Origin of the sequence: Janibacter limosus (genome assembly GCF_004295485.1) — a bacterium.
GTDB classification, from domain to species: Bacteria; Actinomycetota; Actinomycetes; order Actinomycetales; family Dermatophilaceae; genus Janibacter; species Janibacter limosus_A.
Genome location: NZ_CP036164.1, coordinates 2,137,892 through 2,155,042, shown reverse-complemented (window position 1 = coordinate 2,155,042; position 17,151 = coordinate 2,137,892). Strand labels below are relative to the sequence as shown.

Sequence of the window (17,151 nt, the reverse complement as noted above, 5' to 3'; positions counted from 1 at the left end):
AGCAGCGGGGAATCGCTCACTGGCCAAGGAGACTGGGGCATGCATTCATGAGGTTGGAATAATGCGCTCCACCAGTACTGACACCAGCCGCGCTCAGGCCCCACCATGCACCCGCGTGGTGGGGCCTTCGTCGTCCGTGCCCCACTCACAAAATGTGGCTGGCCACATGTGCGCTGGTCAGCCACAGCACGTGGTGTGGCTGACCACGGAAGGTGTGGCCAGCCACAGTTTGTGTGGAAGGGGGGAGGTGCCGGGCCGCGCGATCGGTCCGCTCAGCGACGGTCACGCTGGTCCTTGACCGCCACGGCGAGCGCCACGAGGACGACCAGCAGGATCACGCCGAAGCTCGTGGCCATCGCCACCGGCCAGCTGCTCACGGCGAGGGTGGCAAAGGCGACCGAGGTGATGACCGCGATGCCGATCGAGGTGCCGATGCGCTGGCCCGTCTGCATCACCGCACCCGAGCTGCCGGCATAGGCGAGGGGGACCTCCTCGAGGGCCAGCGCCTGGTTGGGGCTGATCACCGCGCCCTGGGCCGTGCCGACGAAGGCCAGGGTGAGCAGCAGCCACCACTCGCTCACGTGACCACCGGCCTGCAGGAGCACGACGGCGATGCTCGAGGAGACGCCGACGAGGGCGAGGACGAGGCCGCCGATGATGATCCGGTGGCCGTACCGGGGCACATTGCGCCCGGCCCAGCCGGAGGCGAGCGCGGCCATGATCGCCGACGGGACCCCGACGAGACCCGCCTGCAGGGCGCTCTTGCCGGTGCCGTCCTGCAGGTACAGGGCCACGAGCACCCAGATGCTCGTCATCCCGAGGAAGTACAGCAGGGCGATGATGCTGCCCTGGGTGAAGCTGCGGATCGAGAAGATCCCGAGGTCGACCATGGGCGTGCCACCGCTCGCCCGGTGGTGGCGCTCCCAGCGCACCCACCCCCATGCGAGGGCCAGCCCCACGGGCAGGGTGAGCCAGATGATCGGCGTGGACCCCCCTTCGACGAAGGGCAGCATGGTCGCCAGTACCGCGAGACCCAGCAGGAGCGAGCCGACGGGGTCGAGCGAGCGCCACCCGTGGGCGCGCTGCCCCTCGGCCGCGACGGGCCGTCGCAGCAGCGGCTTGGGGAACCACAAGAAGGCGAGCGCGATGCACAGCAGCCCGACCGGCACGTTGACGAGGAAGGTCAGTCGCCAGCCGATCTCGCTCCCGCCGAGCTCGATGAGCAGCCCACCGATGACGGGGCCGATCCCCACCGCCACGCCGACGACGCTGCCGAAGGCCCCGAAGGCCCGCGCCCGCTCGGCGCCCCGGAAGTACTGCTGGATCATCCCCACGCCCTGCGGGTTGAGCAGCCCCGACCCGACGCCCTGCACGAAGCGGGCGGCGTTGAGCGAGCCGGCCCCGGGAGCCAGCCCGGCGGCGACCGAGGCGAGGGTGAAGATCGTGGCCCCGATGACGAAGAGTCCGCCCCGACCGAGCAGGTCACCGGCACGGCCGCCGGCGACGAGGACGACACCGAAGGTCAGCGCATAACCGGACAGCACCCACTGGACGTCGGAGTCGCTGGCGCCGAGCCCGTGCTGGATCGAGGGGATGGCGACGTTGACGATGCTCACGCCGACGAGCGACATGAAGATCGCGACGAGCAGGACCGCGAGGATCCGCCAGCGCTGCGCGCTCGGGATCGCGGCGTCGTCCACGGCCTGGTCGGCGGGCAGCTGGGTCACCGGGGGCGCAGCCCCCGGACGAAGACGTCGACGAGCCAGTCGCCGACGTCGGGGACGAGGACCTTGGTCGCGGCGGGAAGGGGGCGGGAGACCACCGCGAGCCCCATCTGGAACTCCTCGGCCGAGACCGACGGGTCGACGAGTCCGGCATCCTGGGCGATCCCCAGGATGTGCTCGATCTCGATCAGCGCGCCCCGGCGGGTGTCCTTGAGCGTCGGGACGAGCTCGAGGACGTCGATCCCCTCGATCAGGCGTGGCATGAAGGCTGCGACGCGCATGCCGACCATGTCGGCGACGAAGCGGGGCCACGCGTCCGCAGGGTCGGTCTCCATGCGGGGACGCCATCGCTCGCAGACCGTGTGGATCTCGTCGCGCAACCACTCGACGATCCCGATGACGAGGTCCTGCTGGGTGGGGAAGTGCCGGTAGAGCGTGCCGACGCCGACGCCCGCCTCCTCGGCCACGGCGCTGAAGGGGATCTCGGGGCCGCGCTCTGAGTACAGGCGGCGGGCCGCGTCGACGATGGCGGTGCGGTTGGCGCGTGCGTCTGCTCGCACGGTGACTCCCTTCGTCGGCCGGAACTTGCCTCCCACCCTAACGGAGGAATACTCTCCACTTGTAACCGGAGCGAAACCCTCCACTTCACAGGAGCCAGTCATGTCCCACGCCGCACCCGCCGTCTCCGCGACGGCCCCGACGCCCACCGCGGACTCCCCGCGCAAGCTCGTCGCGATCGTCCTCGGCCTCGTCACCGTCCTCACGCTGATGCTGCTCGCCTTCGCCGCGCCAGCCCTGGGCTCGGGCCCCTCGGGCCTGCCGCTCGCGGTCAGCGGACCCCCGCAGGCGACTTCGCAGGTCGTGGCAGCGCTCGACGAGCAGGCTCCCGGGACCTTCGACGTCACGATGCATGCCACGGCCGACGAGGCCAAGCAGGCCATCCTCGACCGTGAGGCCATCGGGGGCATCGCCGTCGGGCCGCGGGGCGTGACGATCCAGACCGCAGCAGGCGCGGGCGCCGCCTACACGCAGCTGCTGACGGGCATCGGCTCCGGTCTGGAGGAGTCGGGCCAGCAGGTGACCCACGAGGAGCTCGCCCCGACGACCAAGGACGACCCCTCGACGATCGGCGTCGCCACCCTCGGCATGCCACTCGTCTTCGGCGGCATGGCCACGGCCGCGATCCTGCTCCTCGTCTTCAAGGGCTCCTTCGGCTCCCGGCTCCTCGGCGCAGGCTCGATCGCCGTCCTCGGGGGCCTCGTCGCAGCGGCGGTGCTGCAGCTCGGCTTCGGAGCCTTCGACGCCTCGTACTGGCAGGTCGCGCTCGCCATCGCCTTCGGGATCTTCGCCATCTCGAGCACCGTCCTCGGGCTCGGCACGCTCCTCGGCACTCCCGGGATCGGTCTCGGTGCCGTGACCATGCTCTTCGTCGCCAACCCGCTGTCGGGACTGGCCAACGGGCCGCAGTGGCTCCCTTCGCCCTGGGGTGAGGTCGGCCAGTACCTGCCCATCGGGGCCGCGGGCTCACTCATCCGCTCGGTCGCCTTCTTCGGCGGGGGTGGTGGCACCCACCCGGCGCTCGTCCTGGGGGCCTGGGTCCTGGCCGGGGTCGCTCTCGGTCTGATCGGCGTGGCGCGCTCCCCACGAACCGCTGGCGACGCCTGACCGCTGGTCGCCGCGGAATGAATCCGGGACCCGGCTCGTAGACTCTGGGTGATGACCACCTACCTCGACCACGCGGCGACCACGCCCATGACCCCGGCCGCCCGGGAGGCGATGGTCGAGCAGCTGGCGATCACCGGCAACGCCTCGAGCCTGCACGGTCCCGGCCGCGACGCCCGCCGGGTCGTCGAGGAGTCGCGTGAGCGCATCGCCGCCGCGCTGGGTGCGCGACCGAGCGAGATCGTCTTCACCTCCGGCGGGACCGAGTCCGACAACCTCGCCATCACCGGCAGCCTGCGCGCCGCGCGGACGGCCGACCCGCGACGCTCCCGCGTCGTCGTCAGCGGCGTCGAGCACCACGCCGTCCTCGACGTCGTCGACCACGCGGTCGAGCACGAGGGCGCGCAGGCGACCTTCGTCCCACCGGGGGAGTGCGGCACCGTCCACCCCGACGCGGTGCGCACGGCGATCGAGGAGGACGCGTCCACCGTCGGCCTCGTCTCGGTCATGTGGGCCAACAACGAGGTCGGGACCGTCCAGGACGTCGCCTCGATGGCGCAGATCGCCCACGAGCACGGGCTCGCCTTCCACACCGACGCGGTCCAGGCGGCCGGTCACCTGCCCGTGGACTTCGCCGCGAGCGGTGTCGACCTGATGAGCGTCAGCGCGCACAAGCTCGGCGGACCGATCGGCATCGGTGCGCTGGTGGCCAAGCGCGACGCGCGGCTCGTCGCCCTGAGCCACGGCGGCGGGCAGGAGCGCGGCATCCGCTCCGGCACCCTCGACACCCCGGCGATCCGCGCCTTCGCCGTCGCGCTCACCGAGGCCGTCGAGCACCGCGAGGCCGAGGCCGCGCGCCTCGGGGCGCTGCGCGACCGATTCCTCGCCGGCACCCAGGCCCTCGACCTGGGCATCCGCGTGACCGGCTGCTGGGAGGCCGGCGACATCACGACCCGCCTCCCGGGCAACGCCCACATCACCATCCCGGGCTGCGAGGGCGACTCGATGCTCTACCTGCTCGACGCTGCCGACGTCGCCGTCTCCACCGGCTCCGCGTGCCAGGCAGGGATCCCTCAGCCCTCCCACGTCGTCCTCGCGATGGGCCGGTCCGAGGAGGAGGCGAGGGGCTCCCTTCGCGTGTCCTTCGGCTGGACCTCCACGCAGGACGACGTCGACGCCGTGCTCGCCGCCCTCCCCGAGGCCGTCACCCGAGCCCGGCGGGCCAGCGGGGCCGCCTGATGCGCGTCGTCGCTGCCATGAGCGGGGGCGTCGACTCCGCCGTCGCCGCCTCCCGGATGATCGAGGCCGGCCACGAGGTCGTCGGCGTGCACCTCGCCCTGGCCAAGAACGCCAAGACCCTGCGCGAGGGCGCACGCGGCTGCTGCACCATCGAGGACGCCGGTGACGCCCGACGCGTCGCCGACCGGCTCGGCATCCCCTTCTACGTGTGGGACATGGCCACCCCCTTCGCCCGGGACGTCGTCGAGGACTTCGTCGCCGAGTACCAGGCCGGCCGCACCCCCAACCCCTGCCTGCGCTGCAACGAGAAGATCAAGTTCGCCGCCCTGCTCGACAAGGCCCTCGCGCTCGGCTTCGACGCGGTCGCGACCGGCCACTACGCCCAGATCGTCGAGGGGCCGCACGGGCGGGAGCTGCACCGGGCCGTCGACATGGCCAAGGACCAGTCCTATGTCCTCGGGGTGCTCGACGAGGAGCAGCTGGCGCGCGCCTTCTTCCCCCTCGGTGACACGACCAAGCCGCAGATCCGCGAGGAGGCCGCCGAGCGCGGCTTCGCCGTGGCCAAGAAGCCCGACTCCCACGACATCTGCTTCATCTCCGACGGCGACACCCGCGGCTGGCTGACCCAGCGCCTCGGTGAGCAGGAGGGCGAGATCGTCGACGAGGGCTCCGGCGAGGTCGTCGGCGGGCACCACGGCGCCTACGGGTTCACCGTCGGTCAGCGGCGTGGGCTCGGGCTGGACCGCTCGGACCTCGACGGCCAGCCGCGCTACGTGACGAGGGTCGAGGCCGAGACCAACCGGGTCTTCATCGGCACCGCCGACCTGCTCGGGGCCGACGAGATCGAGGCCGACCACGTGCGCTGGTGCGGGCCCGCCGCGTCGGGTCGCCACCGGCTCGGCGCGCAGATCCGCGCGCACGGCGAGGAGATCCCCGCGACCGCCGAGGTCAGGGGCGAAGGGAGCGACGCCCGCCTGGTCGTCCGCCTCGACAGCGCCGTGCGCGGAGCCGCTCCCGGGCAGTCGATCGTCCTCTACGACGGCACCCGGGTCGTCGGGTCCGGCACCATCGCACGCGCCGGTCGCGCTGCGCGTGCTCCCTCCGCGCCGGTTGGAGGTAAACCCGCTGACGAATCACCGGCGCGTTTACCTCCAACCAGGAGGACTTCGGCGTGACTCGGACGTTTACATTGCGGTCTACGCCACTGTAAACTGGATGCATGTTGCGAGTTGCTGATGAGACGCGTGAGCGGGTGCAGCGCCTTGCCCGGGATGAGTTCGGGGGCGCGAGCGCCGACGAGACGATCCGGCGGCTGCTCGACGAGCACTGGGAGGCGGCTGCGCTCGCGGCCGTGGAGCGGTACCGGACCGACGACCCTCAGGGCTGGGCGGACTACCTCGCCGAAGCCGAGCACCTGGCTGCGGCGGATGCGCCGGTCACCGACGAGTGGTCGCCGAGGTGAGCCGTGACCCCATCGAGCCCGGGTCGGTGTGGTTCTGCGACTTCGAGCCCGTGCGTGGTCGTGAGCAGGGCAAGGACCGCCCTGCCCTGGTGGTCTCGTCCGCCTTCCACCTGAAACTGACCGGCGGTGCGCTGGTCTCGGTGCTGCCGCTGACGACGGTGGAGCGTTCCGGGTGGCTGCACCGCATCCCGCTCACCACAGGTTCGGGCTGGGTGATCACCGAGCAGGTACGCATCCTCTCCGCCCAGCGCTTCCGCAGGCCCGCACCCGAGATCGTCGTGTCCGACGACGAGCTCGCAGAGGTGCAACGAGTCCTGGCGAAGATGCTGCACCTGCGAGCCGGGGTGACCGCGTGACCACCTCCTCTGGCGTAGGGTCGTGGCCCGGCACGCGACCGCGAGAGGCCGTCGTCGCCGTGCGCGACCTGCTCGGTGACGGCATCCCGCACCTGCCCGAGCTGCCAGCACGGGGCGTCGGTGCCGACATGGTCGGCCGGGCTGCCGCCCTGCTCGAAGGCCTGCACGTGGAGACCCAGCCCTACGGGTGGCGCTTCGCCGATCGTCCCGGCACGGACGAAGGGAGGGCCGCCGCCTTCCTGCGCGAGGACCTGGACGAGCTCGCCGAGGCCTATGACGGATGGACCGGGCCGCTCAAGGTCCAGGTCACCGGACCGTGGACGCTCGGGGCGAGCATCGAGCTGACGCGAGGGGAGCGAGCCGTCGCCGACCACGGGGCGAGGCGTGACCTCGCGAGCTCGCTCGCCGAAGGGTTGCGCTCGCACCTCGACGACGTCCAGCGCCTCGTCCCCGGTGCCGACCTCGTCGTCCAGGTCGACGAGCCGGGTCTGCCCGCCGTGCTCGAGGGACGTCTGCCCACCCAGTCCGGCTACGGGCGGCTGCGGGCCGTCGACCGTGCCGAGGTCCGTGACGGGCTGCGCGAGGTGCTCGACGCTGCGGGGGAGCGGCCCACGGTCGTGCACTGCTGCGCCGGTGATGTCCCGGTGGAACTGCTGCGAGAGAGCGGCGCCGGCGCGATCTCGCTCGACACCTCACTGCTGGATGAGGCCCGCTGGGGGCAGCTGGCCGAGGCTGTCGAGGCCGGGGTCGTGCTCTGGGCCGGCGCCGTCCCGACGACGGGCCGTGACTGGCGGACCGCCCGTGACCTGCTCGTCGGTCCCTGGCAGCGGATCGGCCTGCCGATGACTGCGCTGGGTGACCTCGTGGTCACGCCGACCTGCGGACTGGCGGGGACACCCCCTTCGTCCGCGGTGTCGGTGCTGCGCACGACGAGCGACCTGGCCTCGGCTCTCACCGACCTGGCCGCCGGGTGAGCACAAGAGGTCGTCCTGGTGCGATCCGTGGCGGATGAAGCCATCAGATGCACCAGGACGACCTCCCGTGCACGCGACTCAGGCGGGGGCGTGGATCTCCCGCTTGAGGATCTTGCCCGTCGGGCCCTTGGGTAGCTCGTCGAGGACCCACACCGTGCGCGGGTACTTGTAGGCCGCGACCCGGTCCTTGACGTACTGCTTGATCTCCTCGGTGTCAGCCGCAGCGCCCTCGCGCAGGGACACCGCGGCGCCGATGTCCTCGCCGAGCTCCGGGTGCGGGACACCCACGACGGCGCACTCGAGGACGTCGGGGTGGGAGTAGAGCACCTCTTCGACCTCGCGGGGGTAGACGTTCATGCCGCCGCGGATGATGAGGTCCTTCTTGCGGTCGACGATCGTGTAGTAGCCGTCCTCGTCGACGCTCGCGATGTCGCCGCTGCGGAACCAACCGTCGGGGATCGCCTCGGCGGTCGCCTCGGGGTTGCCCCAGTAGCCCTTCATGATGTTGTCGCCGCGGATCGCGATCTCGCCGACACCCTCACCGGGGCCGACCTCCTTGCCCTCGGCGTCGAGCAGCTTCATCTCGCAGCCGGGGATGGCGCGGCCGATGGTGCCCGGCTTGGTCGGCCGGTCGAGCATGTTGAAGGACGCGACCGGCGAGGTCTCGGACAGGCCGTAGCCCTCGAGCAGGCTGACCTTGAAGGTCTCCTCGAACTCGCGCAGCGTCTCGCCGGGGAGCGAGGAGCCGCCCGAGACACAGGTGCGCAGCGACGAGGTGTCGGTCTCGGCGACGCTGGGGTGGTGCAGCATGGCGCCGTACATCGTCGGCACCCCCTCGAAGATCGTCACCTTGTCGCGCGCGATGACCTCCAGGGCCTTGCCCGGCTCGAAGCGCGGGACGAGCGTCAGGGTCGCGCCCTGGCGCACGGCCGCGTTGAGCCCGCAGGTCAGACCGAAGACGTGGAAGAGCGGCAGGCAACCCATGATGACGTCGCCGGTCGAGATCTTGATGATGTCCTCGGCCGACCGCATCGCGTTGAGGTCGAGGTTGTCGTGGGTGAGCTCGGCGCCCTTGGGCCGACCGGTCGTGCCGGAGGTGTAGAGGATCACCGCGGTGTCGTCACCCGCGCGCTCGACGGGCACGGCGATCGCCTCGCCCGACGGCAGGTCCTCCTCGCTCGGGCCGACCGGGCCCGACGTGATGACCTTGGTCGAGGTGCCCTCGGCCCCGAGGTGCGCCTCGGCGGCGAAGTCACCCCACACGAAGGAGAACTTCGCCCCGGAGTCGGTGTAGAAGTACTCGATCTCCTGGCCCTTGAGCAGCGGGTTCATCGGCACGACGATGCCGCCGGCGAGCAGCGTCCCGTAGAAGAGGATGGGGAAGGCGGGGACATTGGGCAGGATCAGGGAGACCCGGTCGCCCTCCTGCAGACCTGCGGCACGCAGCGCGCCGGCGGCCTTGGCCGCGAGACCGTGCAGCTGCGCATAGGTCAGCTGCGCGTCATCGAGCTTGATCGCGACCGCGTCAGGGTGTTCCTGGGCGGTGGTGACCAGATTGGTCGCCAGGTTGGTCATCGTCGACTACTCCTCGGTAGGTCAGCGGGGTGTGAGGGCAATCTCTCACGACCGAGCATGCGAGCGGAAGGGGGGTGGCGTCACGGTGTCGCGGTGTCGGCAGGCTGCGGCAGGATGGACGGGTGAGCGAGATCCCCGACGACGCCCGACACGCATGGACCGACCTGGCCGAGCAGGCCACGGCGGCACAGTTCGCCTACCACGTCAAGGACGCACCGACGATCAGTGACGCCGAGTACGACCGGCTGATCCGCGGCCTGCAGGAGCTCGAGGAGGCGCACCCCTCCCTGCGCACCCCGGAGTCGCCGACGCAGACGGTCGGCGGGGCGATCTTCTCCACCGACTTCACCGCCGTCGACCACCTCGAGCGGATGCTCAGCCTCGACAATGCCTTCGACGGTGACGAGCTGCTCGACTGGGCGCGCCGCGTCGAGCAGGAGGTGAGCGGGTTCCACTACCTGTGCGAGCTCAAGATCGACGGCCTGGCCATCAACCTGCTGTACGAAGGGGGCAAGCTCACCCGCGCGCTCACCCGCGGCGACGGCCGCACCGGCGAGGACGTGACGATGAATGTCCGCACCATCGCGGGCATCCCCACCCGGCTCGACGACAGCGAGCACCCGGTGCCCGACCTGGTCGAGATCAGGGGCGAGGTCTTCTTCCGCCTCGAGGACTTCGCCGAGCTCAACGCCGGCCTCGTCGAGGCGGGCAAGCCTCCCTTCGCCAACCCGCGCAACTCTGCCGCAGGATCCTTGCGGCAGAAGGACCCTCGCGTCACCGCCCGCCGGCCGCTGCACATGCTCGTGCACGGCATGGGGCGGCGCGAGGGCTTCGACGTCGACAGCCAGAGCCACGCCTACGAGCTCATGGCCGGGTGGGGCCTGCCGACCTCGCCGCACTACACGGTCTTCGACTCGATGACCAAGGTGCGCCGTTTCATCACCGAGGTGGAGAAACAGCGCCACGAGTACGACCACGAGATCGACGGCGTGGTGGTCAAGGTCGACGAGATCGCCGTGCAGCGCCGCCTCGGCACGACCTCGCGGGCACCCCGCTGGGCCATCGCGTGGAAGTACCCACCCGAGGAGGTCAACACCAAGCTCCTCGACATCCAGGTCAACGTCGGCCGCACGGGGCGGGTCACCCCCTTCGGTGTCATGGAGCCGGTGACCGTCGCCGGGTCGACCGTCTCCCTCGCGACGCTGCACAACGGCCACGAGGTCAAGCGCAAGGGCGTGCTCATCGGCGACACGATCGTCCTGCGCAAGGCCGGCGACGTCATCCCCGAGATCCTCGGACCGGTCGTCGAGCTGCGTGACGGCACCGAGCGCGAGTTCGTCATGCCGACGCACTGCCCGTCGTGCGGCACCGAGCTCGGCCAGCAAAAGGAGGGTGACAAGGACATCCGCTGCCCCAACTCGCGCACCTGCCCGAGCCAGCTGCGCGAGCGACTCTCCTCGCTCGCCGGTCGTGGGGCCTTCGACATCGAGGCCCTCGGGTGGGAGGGGGCGGTCGGCCTGCTCGACTCCGGCGTGCTGACCGACGAGGGCGGGCTCTTCGGCCTGACCGCGCAGGACATCGCGCGGGTGCCCCTCTTCACCCGCGCGGCCAAGAAGACCGACCCGCACGAGGCCGTGCACGACGGCCGGGTGCTCTCGGCCAACGGCGCCAAGCTCGTCGACAACCTCCAGCAGGCCAAGGAGCAGCCGCTGTGGCGGGTGCTCGTCGCGCTGTCGATCCGGCACGTCGGGCCGACCGCCGCGCGTGCGCTGGCCCAGCACTTCGGCTCGATCGGCGCCATCCGTGACGCCGACGAGGAGGCGCTCGCCGACGTCGAGGGCGTCGGGCCGACCATCGCCGCCTCGGTGCGCGAGTGGTTCGACGGCGAGGGCAACGACTGGCACCGCGGCATCGTCGAGCAGTGGGCCGCCGACGGCGTGCGCATGGAGGACGAGCGTGACGAGTCGATCGCCCAGACGCTCGAGGGCGTCACCGTCGTGGTCACCGGCTCGCTCGAGCGCTACTCGCGTGACAGCGCCAAGGAGGCGATCCTCGAGCGGGGCGGCAAGGCCTCGGGCTCGGTGAGCAAGAAGACGCACTGGGTCGTCGTCGGTGACAGCGCCGGCACCAAGGAGGCCAAGGCCCGCGAGCTGGGCCGGCCGATCCTCACCGAGGACGAGTTCACCGAGCTGCTCGAGACCGGGACCGTGGCGCGCTTCGCCGAGCCCGAGGCCGAGGCCGAGCCCGAGCCTGAGCCGGAGCGGAAGGACGAGTCCTGACCGGGGCCGACGGAGTACCGGCGTCAGACTCTCCCTTCGGCAGTCCGCTCGCGGTCTGGTCGAGCCGGCACTACCGGACGAAGGGGGTGCCCCTCGCCGGTGAGTGGGAGGGGGAGCGGGGGGTCGCGCTCCCGCTGAAGCCACCGCCGTGGTGGTCCGTCCCGCTCTTCGGCCTGCTCACCACCGGCATCGTGGCCGCTCTCGTGGCCGGCGTGGTGCGCCTCGTGCGTGGTGGGACGACAGAAGGGCCGGTGTCGCTCGTCGCCGGGTTCGCGATCCTCCTGCTCTTCGCCTGGCTCTTCGCGCTCGCGACCCGGGAGTCGCTGCGGCGGCGACGGGAGCCGGGACGGATCCTGGTGACCCCGACCTGGCTCGTGGCCGAGCGGGTGCACGCGCAGTGGCAGATGATCGATGCGGTGCTGGCGCAGCAGCACAGCCGTCGCGGGCACGTGCGGTCGATCGATGTCGCCTCGGTGCATGTGGGGGGGAGCATGGTCCTGCTCTACGACGCGCGGCAGCTGGATGTCGAGCCGCGAGCCGCACTCGATGTCCTGCGGCGGTTGCACCAGGACCCGGCGCTGCGCGCCCGGCTGGCGACGGATGACGGGCCGACCATCTTCACCGGGTCGAGCGACAGGAGAGCGACATGACGACAGGCATCGATCGCGCCACCCTGCAGTGGTACGTCGACTCCGCGCTGGCCAAGCTGCTCGCGCGGGCGGACGAGCTGGACGAGGCCGGGGGAGCCGAGCTGCTCTGCCGTCGGCCCGACGTCGAGGGCGCCAACAGCGTCTATGCCCTGGTGGTCCACTGCTGCGGGGTGATGGAGCGGTGGGGCGGTGAGACGATCGCCGGTCGGTCGATCTCGCGGGACCGGGCGGCGGAGTTCACCGCGACGGGCACCCTCGAGCAGCTCGAGGCCATCGTCGCCGCCCAGCGACAGCGCTGGGTGGAGGACCTCGCCGACTTCGAGGCGGGCGCCGCTCCGCGCGGACCGGACGGCTGGGAGGACGGGGACCCGCAGCCGATCACGCAGGGCTTTGTCGTGCTGCACGTCATCGAGGAGCTCTTCCAGCACCTCGGACATGTCGACCTGAGCGTCGATCTGGTGCGTGGGCGGTGAGGGACACACGCGCCGCTGTCGCCGGGAGGCGCTCCGCCCGACTACCGTCGGGGGTGTGAGCGACGACAGTGTGACCACCCCAGAGCCCGACCAGCAGTCCTTTGCCGACCTCGGCCTCGACGAGCGCGTCGTGCGCGCGCTCAAGGACATCGGCTACGAGACCCCGTCCCCGATCCAGGCGGCGACCATCCCCGCGCTGCTCGAGGGACGCCACGTCGTGGGCCTCGCCCAGACCGGTACGGGCAAGACCGCGGCCTTCGCACTGCCGATCCTCAGCCGACTCGACGTCAAGCAAAAGCTGCCGCAGGCCCTGATCCTCGCGCCCACCCGTGAGCTCGCGCTCCAGGTCTGCGAGGCGATCGAGAAGTACGCGACCCGGATGCCCAATGTCAAGGTCCTGCCGGTCTACGGCGGTCAGGGCTACGGCGTGCAGCTCAGTGCGCTGCGCCGCGGGGTGCACATCGTCGTCGGGACCCCCGGACGCATCATGGACCACCTCGACAAGGGGACGCTGGACCTGTCGCAGCTGCGCTTCCTCGTGCTCGACGAGGCCGACGAGATGCTCAAGATGGGCTTCGCCGAGGACGTCGAGACGATCCTCGCCGACACCCCCGACGACAAGAACGTCGCGCTCTTCTCCGCGACCATGCCCTCGCAGATCCGGCGCATCTCCAAGAAGTACCTGACGGACGCGCTCGAGATCACGGTCGAGCGCAAGACCGCGACGGCACCCAACATCACCCAGCGCTACCTCTTCGTCTCGTACCCGCAGAAGGTCGATGCGCTGACGCGGATCCTCGAGGTGGAGAACTTCGAGGGCATGATCGTCTTCGTCCGGACCAAGAACGAGACCGAGACCCTGGCGGAGAAGCTGCGGGCGCGCGGCTTCTCGGCGGCGGCCATCAACGGCGACGTGGCGCAGGCACAGCGCGAGCGCACCGTCTCCCAGCTGAAGTCCGGCAAGCTCGACATCCTCGTCGCCACCGATGTCGCCGCCCGCGGGCTCGACGTCGAGCGGATCAGCCACGTCGTCAACTACGACATCCCGACCGACACCGAGTCCTACGTGCACCGCATCGGCCGCACCGGACGGGCCGGTCGCTCGGGTGACGCGATCTCCTTCGTCACCCCGCGCGAGCGTCACCTGCTCAAGTCGATCGAGAAGGCGACCCGCACCACCCTGGTCGAGATGCCGCTGCCGTCCCCCGAGGACGTCAACGCCACCCGGCTGGGTCGCTTCGACGACCGGATCACCGCCGCGTTGTCCTCCAGCGACCTCGCGGACTTCCGCGGTGTCGTCGCCCACTACGTGGCCGAGCACGACGTGCCCGAGGGCGATGTCGCGGCTGCCCTGGCGATCCTGCTGCAGGGTGACGAGCCCCTGCTGCTGGGTCCCGACCCGGTCCGTCCGCCGCGGCGCGAGCGGGACGACCGCGCGCCCCGTCGCGACGACCGTGGCGGCTCGCAGGGGCGGGGTGACCGGGGCGATCGTGGCCCGCGAGGCGACCGCGGATCGCGCGGCTCGTCGGGCCCGATGGCCACCTACCGGATCGCGGTGGGCAAGCGGCACAAGGTCGAGCCGCGCCAGATCGTCGGCGCGCTGGCCAACGAGGGTGGCCTGGGCCGCCAGGACTTCGGGCGCATCGACATCCGCGGTGACCACTCCCTCGTCGAGCTCCCCGCGACCCTGCCGGCCGGCACCAGCGACCGGCTCAGCCAGACGCGGATCTCCGGTCAGCTCATCGAGCTGAGCGAGACCAGCGAGCGCGCCGACAAGAAGCCGTACCGCAAGGGCCCGCGCACCTGATGGGTCCTGACCTCGACCCCGTGGACCGGCTGCTGATCGACGAGCTCGGGGACCTCCCTTCGGGCCGGATCGCGGTGGTCGGCGACGACCACGGAGCGCTCGCCGCAGCCGTGGCCGAGCTGGCCGGGACCGGCGTGGTCGCCCACAGCGACAGCCTCGTCAGCGAGAGGCGGGTGGCCGCGGCGGGAGTCGAGGTGACCCCCGACCTGGCCGCTGCGCTCACCGGTGCCCACCTCGTGGTGCTGCGCCTGCCGGGGTCCCTCGACGCCCTCGACGAGGTCGCGCGCACCGCGGTCATCGTGGGGGCGCCGGACGTCCGGGTCGTGGCGGGCGGACGGGTCAAGCACATGACCCGGTCGATGAACGACGTGCTCGCCGCGAGCTTCGAGCAGGTCAGCGCCAGCCTCGGTCGGCAGAAGTCGCGCGTCCTGCACGCCGCCGGCCCCCGCGAGGTCGAGCAGACCTGGCCCCGCTCACGTCACCACGACGGCCTCGACCTGACCGTGCACGCCCACGGCGCGGCCTTCGCCGGAACGCGCGTCGACGCGGGCACGGCCCTGCTCGTCAGCCAGCTGGACCAGCTCGCCGACACAGACGCCACCGTCGTCGACCTCGGCTGCGGCACCGGTGTCCTCGCCGCGCTCCTGGCGAGGCGCTTCGACGACGTGGTGGCGCTGGACGTGTCGGCTGCCGCGGTGGCCTCGACCCTGGCGACGACCGCAGGTGCCGTCGACGTGCGGCGCACCGACGGCCTGACCGAGCTGGCCGATGCCTCGGTCGGCGCCATCGTGAGCAACCCGCCCTTCCACGTCGGCACCGCCAAGGACTCGACGCCGACGCTGCAGATGATCGACGACGCGGCCCGGGTGCTCGTGCCCGGTGGCGAGCTGGTGCTGGTCTACAACGCGCACCTGCCCTATCTGCAGCGCCTGCGCGACCTCGGCCCGACCGATGTCCTCATGCGCGACCGCAGCTACATCGTCACGCGCACCGTCCTCGCCTGACAACGCATCTCCTCAAGGTCGTGCGCACCCGGGTGCGCACGACCGCAAGGAGATGCGCTTTCTCGGGCCGACCCTCCGGACATGACGAAGGGGGGATGCCGTCCGCGTGGACGACATCCCCCCTTCGAGCGGGTCGGGACCGGTCAGCCGAGTGCCTTGACGGCCGCGTCGTAGTCGGGCTCCTGGGTGATCTCGGGCACCAGCTCGGTGTGCAGGACCGTGCCCTCGGCGTCGAGGACGACGACCGAGCGGGCGAGGAGACCGGCCATCGGGCCGTCGGCCATCGTGACGCCGTAGTCCTCACCGAAGGAGGAGCGGAAGGTCGAGCCGACCTTGACCTTGTCGATGCCCTCGGCGCCGCAGAAGCGAGCCTGCGCGAAGGGGAGGTCCTGGGAGACGTTGACGACGGTCGTGTTGTCGAGGCTGGCGGCGAGCTCGTTGAACTTGCGCACGCTCGCAGCGCAGACACCGGTGTCGATGCTGGGGAAGATGTTGAGCACGACGCGACCGGGGACGTCGGCGGTGGTCAGCGCCGACAGTCCGTCGCCGACGAGGTCGAAGGCCGGAGCCGTGGCGCCGGGAGCCGGCAGCTCGCCGACGGTGTTGACGGGGTTGCCCTTGAATGCGGTGGTTGCCATGACTCATGCCTACACCCTCGGGGCCGGTGAGTCACGACCGGCCCGAGGTGTGGGCGCTCAGCCGGCGAGGTGCTTCGCGAGCAGGCCGAGGGGGACGAGGACGAGGGCGGACAGACCCATCGCACCCATGACGAGCGCGCCCTTGGACTCGGCGTCGAGCGTGGCCCGCCAGCCGGCCCTCGTCATGATCTCCCGGACGGGCTCGTTGATCTCCTCGGTGGAGAACTCGTAGTCGACCCGCTTGCGGAAGCCATCCGGCCCCAGCCCGTACTCGACCCGGCGGGTGCGGCCCCACTGCCGGCCGGACGAGACCCCGAGCTGGGCACCCAGACGCGTGGGTCCGGCGGAGGTCTCGAGCCGGCGCGACTCGTCGGTCCGCCGGATCACCCCCTGCGTGCCCGTGGGGGTGAAGCGTGCGACGAAGGTCTGCCGCAGGTGGTGGACGGTCGCGACGTGCTGCCAGCGCGCGTCGACGAGGTCGGCGTGCACGAGGATCGAGCGGCCGTTGCTGCGCACGACATAGGGCGTGCCTGCGAAGGCCTCCGCCAGCGCCGGGGCCAGCCACTCGACCGGCCACGGGTTCTTGCGGTCGGTCGCCGGGGGGAGGGGGTCGGCCGGGGGAGCGACGACGCTGTAACCCCCTTCGTCCACCAGTGCGGGGTCGGTCTCGCGGAGGAAGCCGACGAAGCCCGCGCACGTCACGGTGACCGCGACGGCGACGACGAGCGCCCACGCGAGGGCGGGCCACGGCTGGCCGTTGGCGACGAAGATCGCTGCGCCACCGCCGAGCATGATGACCAGGCCCGCGACGAGGGCAGCGAACATCGCGGCCTTCTTGCGGCGGGACATCATGCGGGCAGCGGCCCCGGGCCGGGAACGGTGGCCGCGTGACCGTCGGCGCGCAGGCGGGAGCGCAGTCGCTCGGCCACCTCGTCGAAGCGCTCGGCGGGCACGTCCTGCATGATCGCGTGCGGCTCGACCTCGGCGGCGGAGGCGACCGGCCACACGTGCACGTGCAGGTGGGGGACCTCGAAGCCCTCGAGCATCTGGGCGACCCGCGGGGTCTGCCACTCCGCCTGCTGGGACCGGCCGATGATCCGCGCGACCTCCTGCAGGTGTGCCCACGTCGCCGGGTCGGCGTCCGTCCACTGCTCGATCTCCTCGCGGGAGACGATCATCGTGTGGCCGTCGGTCACCGGCGCGATGGTCAGGAAGGCCACGCAGGTCTCGTCGGACCACACGAACCGCCCAGGGATCTCGCCGTTGATGATCTTCGTGAAGAGAGTCGCCATGCTCCCAGCCTAAGGT

17 protein-coding genes are annotated in these 17,151 nt (G+C 71.4%); 11 read left to right on the top strand and 6 right to left on the bottom strand.

What is annotated here, in order from left to right; all coding sequences use genetic code 11:
* Window positions 1–272 precede the first annotated feature (272 nt).
* Both EXU32_RS10265 and EXU32_RS17475 read right to left on the bottom strand, forming a co-directional pair.
* A complete protein-coding gene (locus EXU32_RS10265) occupies window positions 273–1,727 on the bottom strand; it encodes an MFS transporter (RefSeq protein WP_242612750.1) in 1,455 nt (484 codons plus the stop codon).
* On the bottom strand, window positions 1,724–2,284 hold the full coding sequence (locus tag EXU32_RS17475) for a TetR/AcrR family transcriptional regulator (RefSeq protein WP_165399644.1): 561 nt from the start codon (window positions 2,282–2,284) through the stop codon (window positions 1,724–1,726). The genes EXU32_RS10265 and EXU32_RS17475 overlap by 4 nt, the downstream gene beginning before the upstream one ends.
* A 100-nt stretch (window positions 2,285–2,384) precedes the next feature.
* On the opposite strand from EXU32_RS17475, the gene EXU32_RS10255 reads away from it, so the two are divergent.
* The 6 genes from EXU32_RS10255 to EXU32_RS10235 are packed head-to-tail and all read left to right on the top strand — an operon-like array spanning window position 2,385 to window position 7,417.
* A complete protein-coding gene (locus EXU32_RS10255) occupies window positions 2,385–3,389 on the top strand; it encodes an ABC transporter permease (RefSeq protein ID WP_165399643.1) in 1,005 nt (334 codons plus the stop codon).
* Between the two features lie 51 nt (window positions 3,390–3,440).
* A complete protein-coding gene (locus tag EXU32_RS10250) occupies window positions 3,441–4,625 on the top strand; it encodes a cysteine desulfurase family protein (protein WP_130629822.1) in 1,185 nt (394 codons plus the stop codon).
* Window positions 4,625–5,800, top strand: coding sequence for a tRNA 2-thiouridine(34) synthase MnmA (gene mnmA / locus EXU32_RS10245; RefSeq protein ID WP_130629821.1), 1,176 nt, complete (start codon window positions 4,625–4,627; stop codon window positions 5,798–5,800). Before EXU32_RS10250 ends, mnmA begins: the two co-directional genes overlap by 1 nt.
* A gap of 44 nt (window positions 5,801–5,844) precedes the next feature.
* The gene (locus EXU32_RS17160) at window positions 5,845–6,087 is read left to right on the top strand and encodes a hypothetical protein (protein ID WP_165399642.1); all 243 of its coding nucleotides are present in this window, start codon (window positions 5,845–5,847) and stop codon (window positions 6,085–6,087) included.
* The gene (locus EXU32_RS10240; RefSeq protein ID WP_165399641.1) at window positions 6,084–6,443 is read left to right on the top strand and encodes a type II toxin-antitoxin system PemK/MazF family toxin; all 360 of its coding nucleotides are present in this window, start codon (window positions 6,084–6,086) and stop codon (window positions 6,441–6,443) included. Before EXU32_RS17160 ends, EXU32_RS10240 begins: the two co-directional genes overlap by 4 nt.
* On the top strand, window positions 6,440–7,417 hold the full coding sequence (locus tag EXU32_RS10235) for a methionine synthase (RefSeq protein ID WP_130629819.1): 978 nt from the start codon (window positions 6,440–6,442) through the stop codon (window positions 7,415–7,417). Before EXU32_RS10240 ends, EXU32_RS10235 begins: the two co-directional genes overlap by 4 nt.
* A gap of 78 nt (window positions 7,418–7,495) precedes the next feature.
* Here the strand turns inward: EXU32_RS10235 and EXU32_RS10230 are convergent, their stop codons facing one another.
* Window positions 7,496–8,992: a long-chain-fatty-acid--CoA ligase gene (locus EXU32_RS10230; protein WP_130629818.1), complete on the bottom strand. Its 1,497-nt coding sequence runs from the start codon at window positions 8,990–8,992 to the stop codon at window positions 7,496–7,498.
* A 122-nt stretch (window positions 8,993–9,114) separates the two neighbouring features.
* Between EXU32_RS10230 and ligA the strand changes: the two genes are divergently transcribed.
* From ligA to EXU32_RS10205, 5 genes are all read left to right on the top strand, one after another.
* Window positions 9,115–11,271: an NAD-dependent DNA ligase LigA gene (ligA, locus tag EXU32_RS10225; RefSeq protein WP_431603026.1), complete on the top strand. Its 2,157-nt coding sequence runs from the start codon at window positions 9,115–9,117 to the stop codon at window positions 11,269–11,271.
* Between the two features lie 86 nt (window positions 11,272–11,357).
* Window positions 11,358–11,921: a hypothetical protein gene (locus tag EXU32_RS10220; RefSeq protein ID WP_130629816.1), complete on the top strand. Its 564-nt coding sequence runs from the start codon at window positions 11,358–11,360 to the stop codon at window positions 11,919–11,921.
* Window positions 11,918–12,394 (top strand): DUF664 domain-containing protein, encoded by a 477-nt coding sequence (locus EXU32_RS10215; protein ID WP_130629815.1) that lies wholly within the window; start codon window positions 11,918–11,920, stop codon window positions 12,392–12,394. The genes EXU32_RS10220 and EXU32_RS10215 overlap by 4 nt, the downstream gene beginning before the upstream one ends.
* A 55-nt stretch (window positions 12,395–12,449) precedes the next feature.
* Window positions 12,450–14,201, top strand: coding sequence for a DEAD/DEAH box helicase (locus EXU32_RS10210; RefSeq protein WP_130629814.1), 1,752 nt, complete (start codon window positions 12,450–12,452; stop codon window positions 14,199–14,201).
* Window positions 14,201–15,205, top strand: a complete 1,005-nt coding sequence (locus tag EXU32_RS10205; protein ID WP_130629813.1) for a class I SAM-dependent methyltransferase — start codon at window positions 14,201–14,203, stop codon at window positions 15,203–15,205. The genes EXU32_RS10210 and EXU32_RS10205 overlap by 1 nt, the downstream gene beginning before the upstream one ends.
* 143 nt (window positions 15,206–15,348) lie before the next feature.
* Here the strand turns inward: EXU32_RS10205 and tpx are convergent, their stop codons facing one another.
* The 3 genes from tpx to EXU32_RS10190 are packed head-to-tail and all read right to left on the bottom strand — an operon-like array spanning window position 15,349 to window position 17,135.
* Window positions 15,349–15,843, bottom strand: coding sequence for a thiol peroxidase (gene tpx / locus EXU32_RS10200; RefSeq protein ID WP_130629812.1), 495 nt, complete (start codon window positions 15,841–15,843; stop codon window positions 15,349–15,351).
* A gap of 57 nt (window positions 15,844–15,900) precedes the next feature.
* Complete coding sequence (locus EXU32_RS10195; protein WP_130629811.1) at window positions 15,901–16,695, bottom strand: hypothetical protein; 795 nt, start codon at window positions 16,693–16,695, stop codon at window positions 15,901–15,903.
* Window positions 16,692–17,135, bottom strand: coding sequence for an HIT family protein (locus EXU32_RS10190; protein WP_130629810.1), 444 nt, complete (start codon window positions 17,133–17,135; stop codon window positions 16,692–16,694). The genes EXU32_RS10195 and EXU32_RS10190 overlap by 4 nt, the downstream gene beginning before the upstream one ends.
* Window positions 17,136–17,151: the final 16 nt, after the last annotated feature.

Bases quoted from the DNA above. Each gene is read 5' to 3' on its own strand.
- EXU32_RS10250 (WP_130629822.1), top strand. From the start codon at position 3,441: ATGACCACCTACCTCGACCACGCGGCGACCACGCCCATGACCCCGGCC.
- EXU32_RS10230 (WP_130629818.1), bottom strand. From the start codon at position 8,992: ATGACCAACCTGGCGACCAATCTGGTCACCACCGCCCAGGAACACCCT.
- EXU32_RS10215 (WP_130629815.1), top strand. From the start codon at position 11,918: ATGACGACAGGCATCGATCGCGCCACCCTGCAGTGGTACGTCGACTCC.
- EXU32_RS10205 (WP_130629813.1), top strand. From the start codon at position 14,201: ATGGGTCCTGACCTCGACCCCGTGGACCGGCTGCTGATCGACGAGCTC.
- EXU32_RS10255 (WP_165399643.1), top strand. From the start codon at position 2,385: ATGTCCCACGCCGCACCCGCCGTCTCCGCGACGGCCCCGACGCCCACC.
- EXU32_RS10190 (WP_130629810.1), bottom strand. From the start codon at position 17,135: ATGGCGACTCTCTTCACGAAGATCATCAACGGCGAGATCCCTGGGCGG.
- EXU32_RS17160 (WP_165399642.1), top strand. From the start codon at position 5,845: ATGTTGCGAGTTGCTGATGAGACGCGTGAGCGGGTGCAGCGCCTTGCC.
- EXU32_RS10195 (WP_130629811.1), bottom strand. From the start codon at position 16,695: ATGATGTCCCGCCGCAAGAAGGCCGCGATGTTCGCTGCCCTCGTCGCG.
- tpx (WP_130629812.1), bottom strand. From the start codon at position 15,843: ATGGCAACCACCGCATTCAAGGGCAACCCCGTCAACACCGTCGGCGAG.
- mnmA (WP_130629821.1), top strand. From the start codon at position 4,625: ATGCGCGTCGTCGCTGCCATGAGCGGGGGCGTCGACTCCGCCGTCGCC.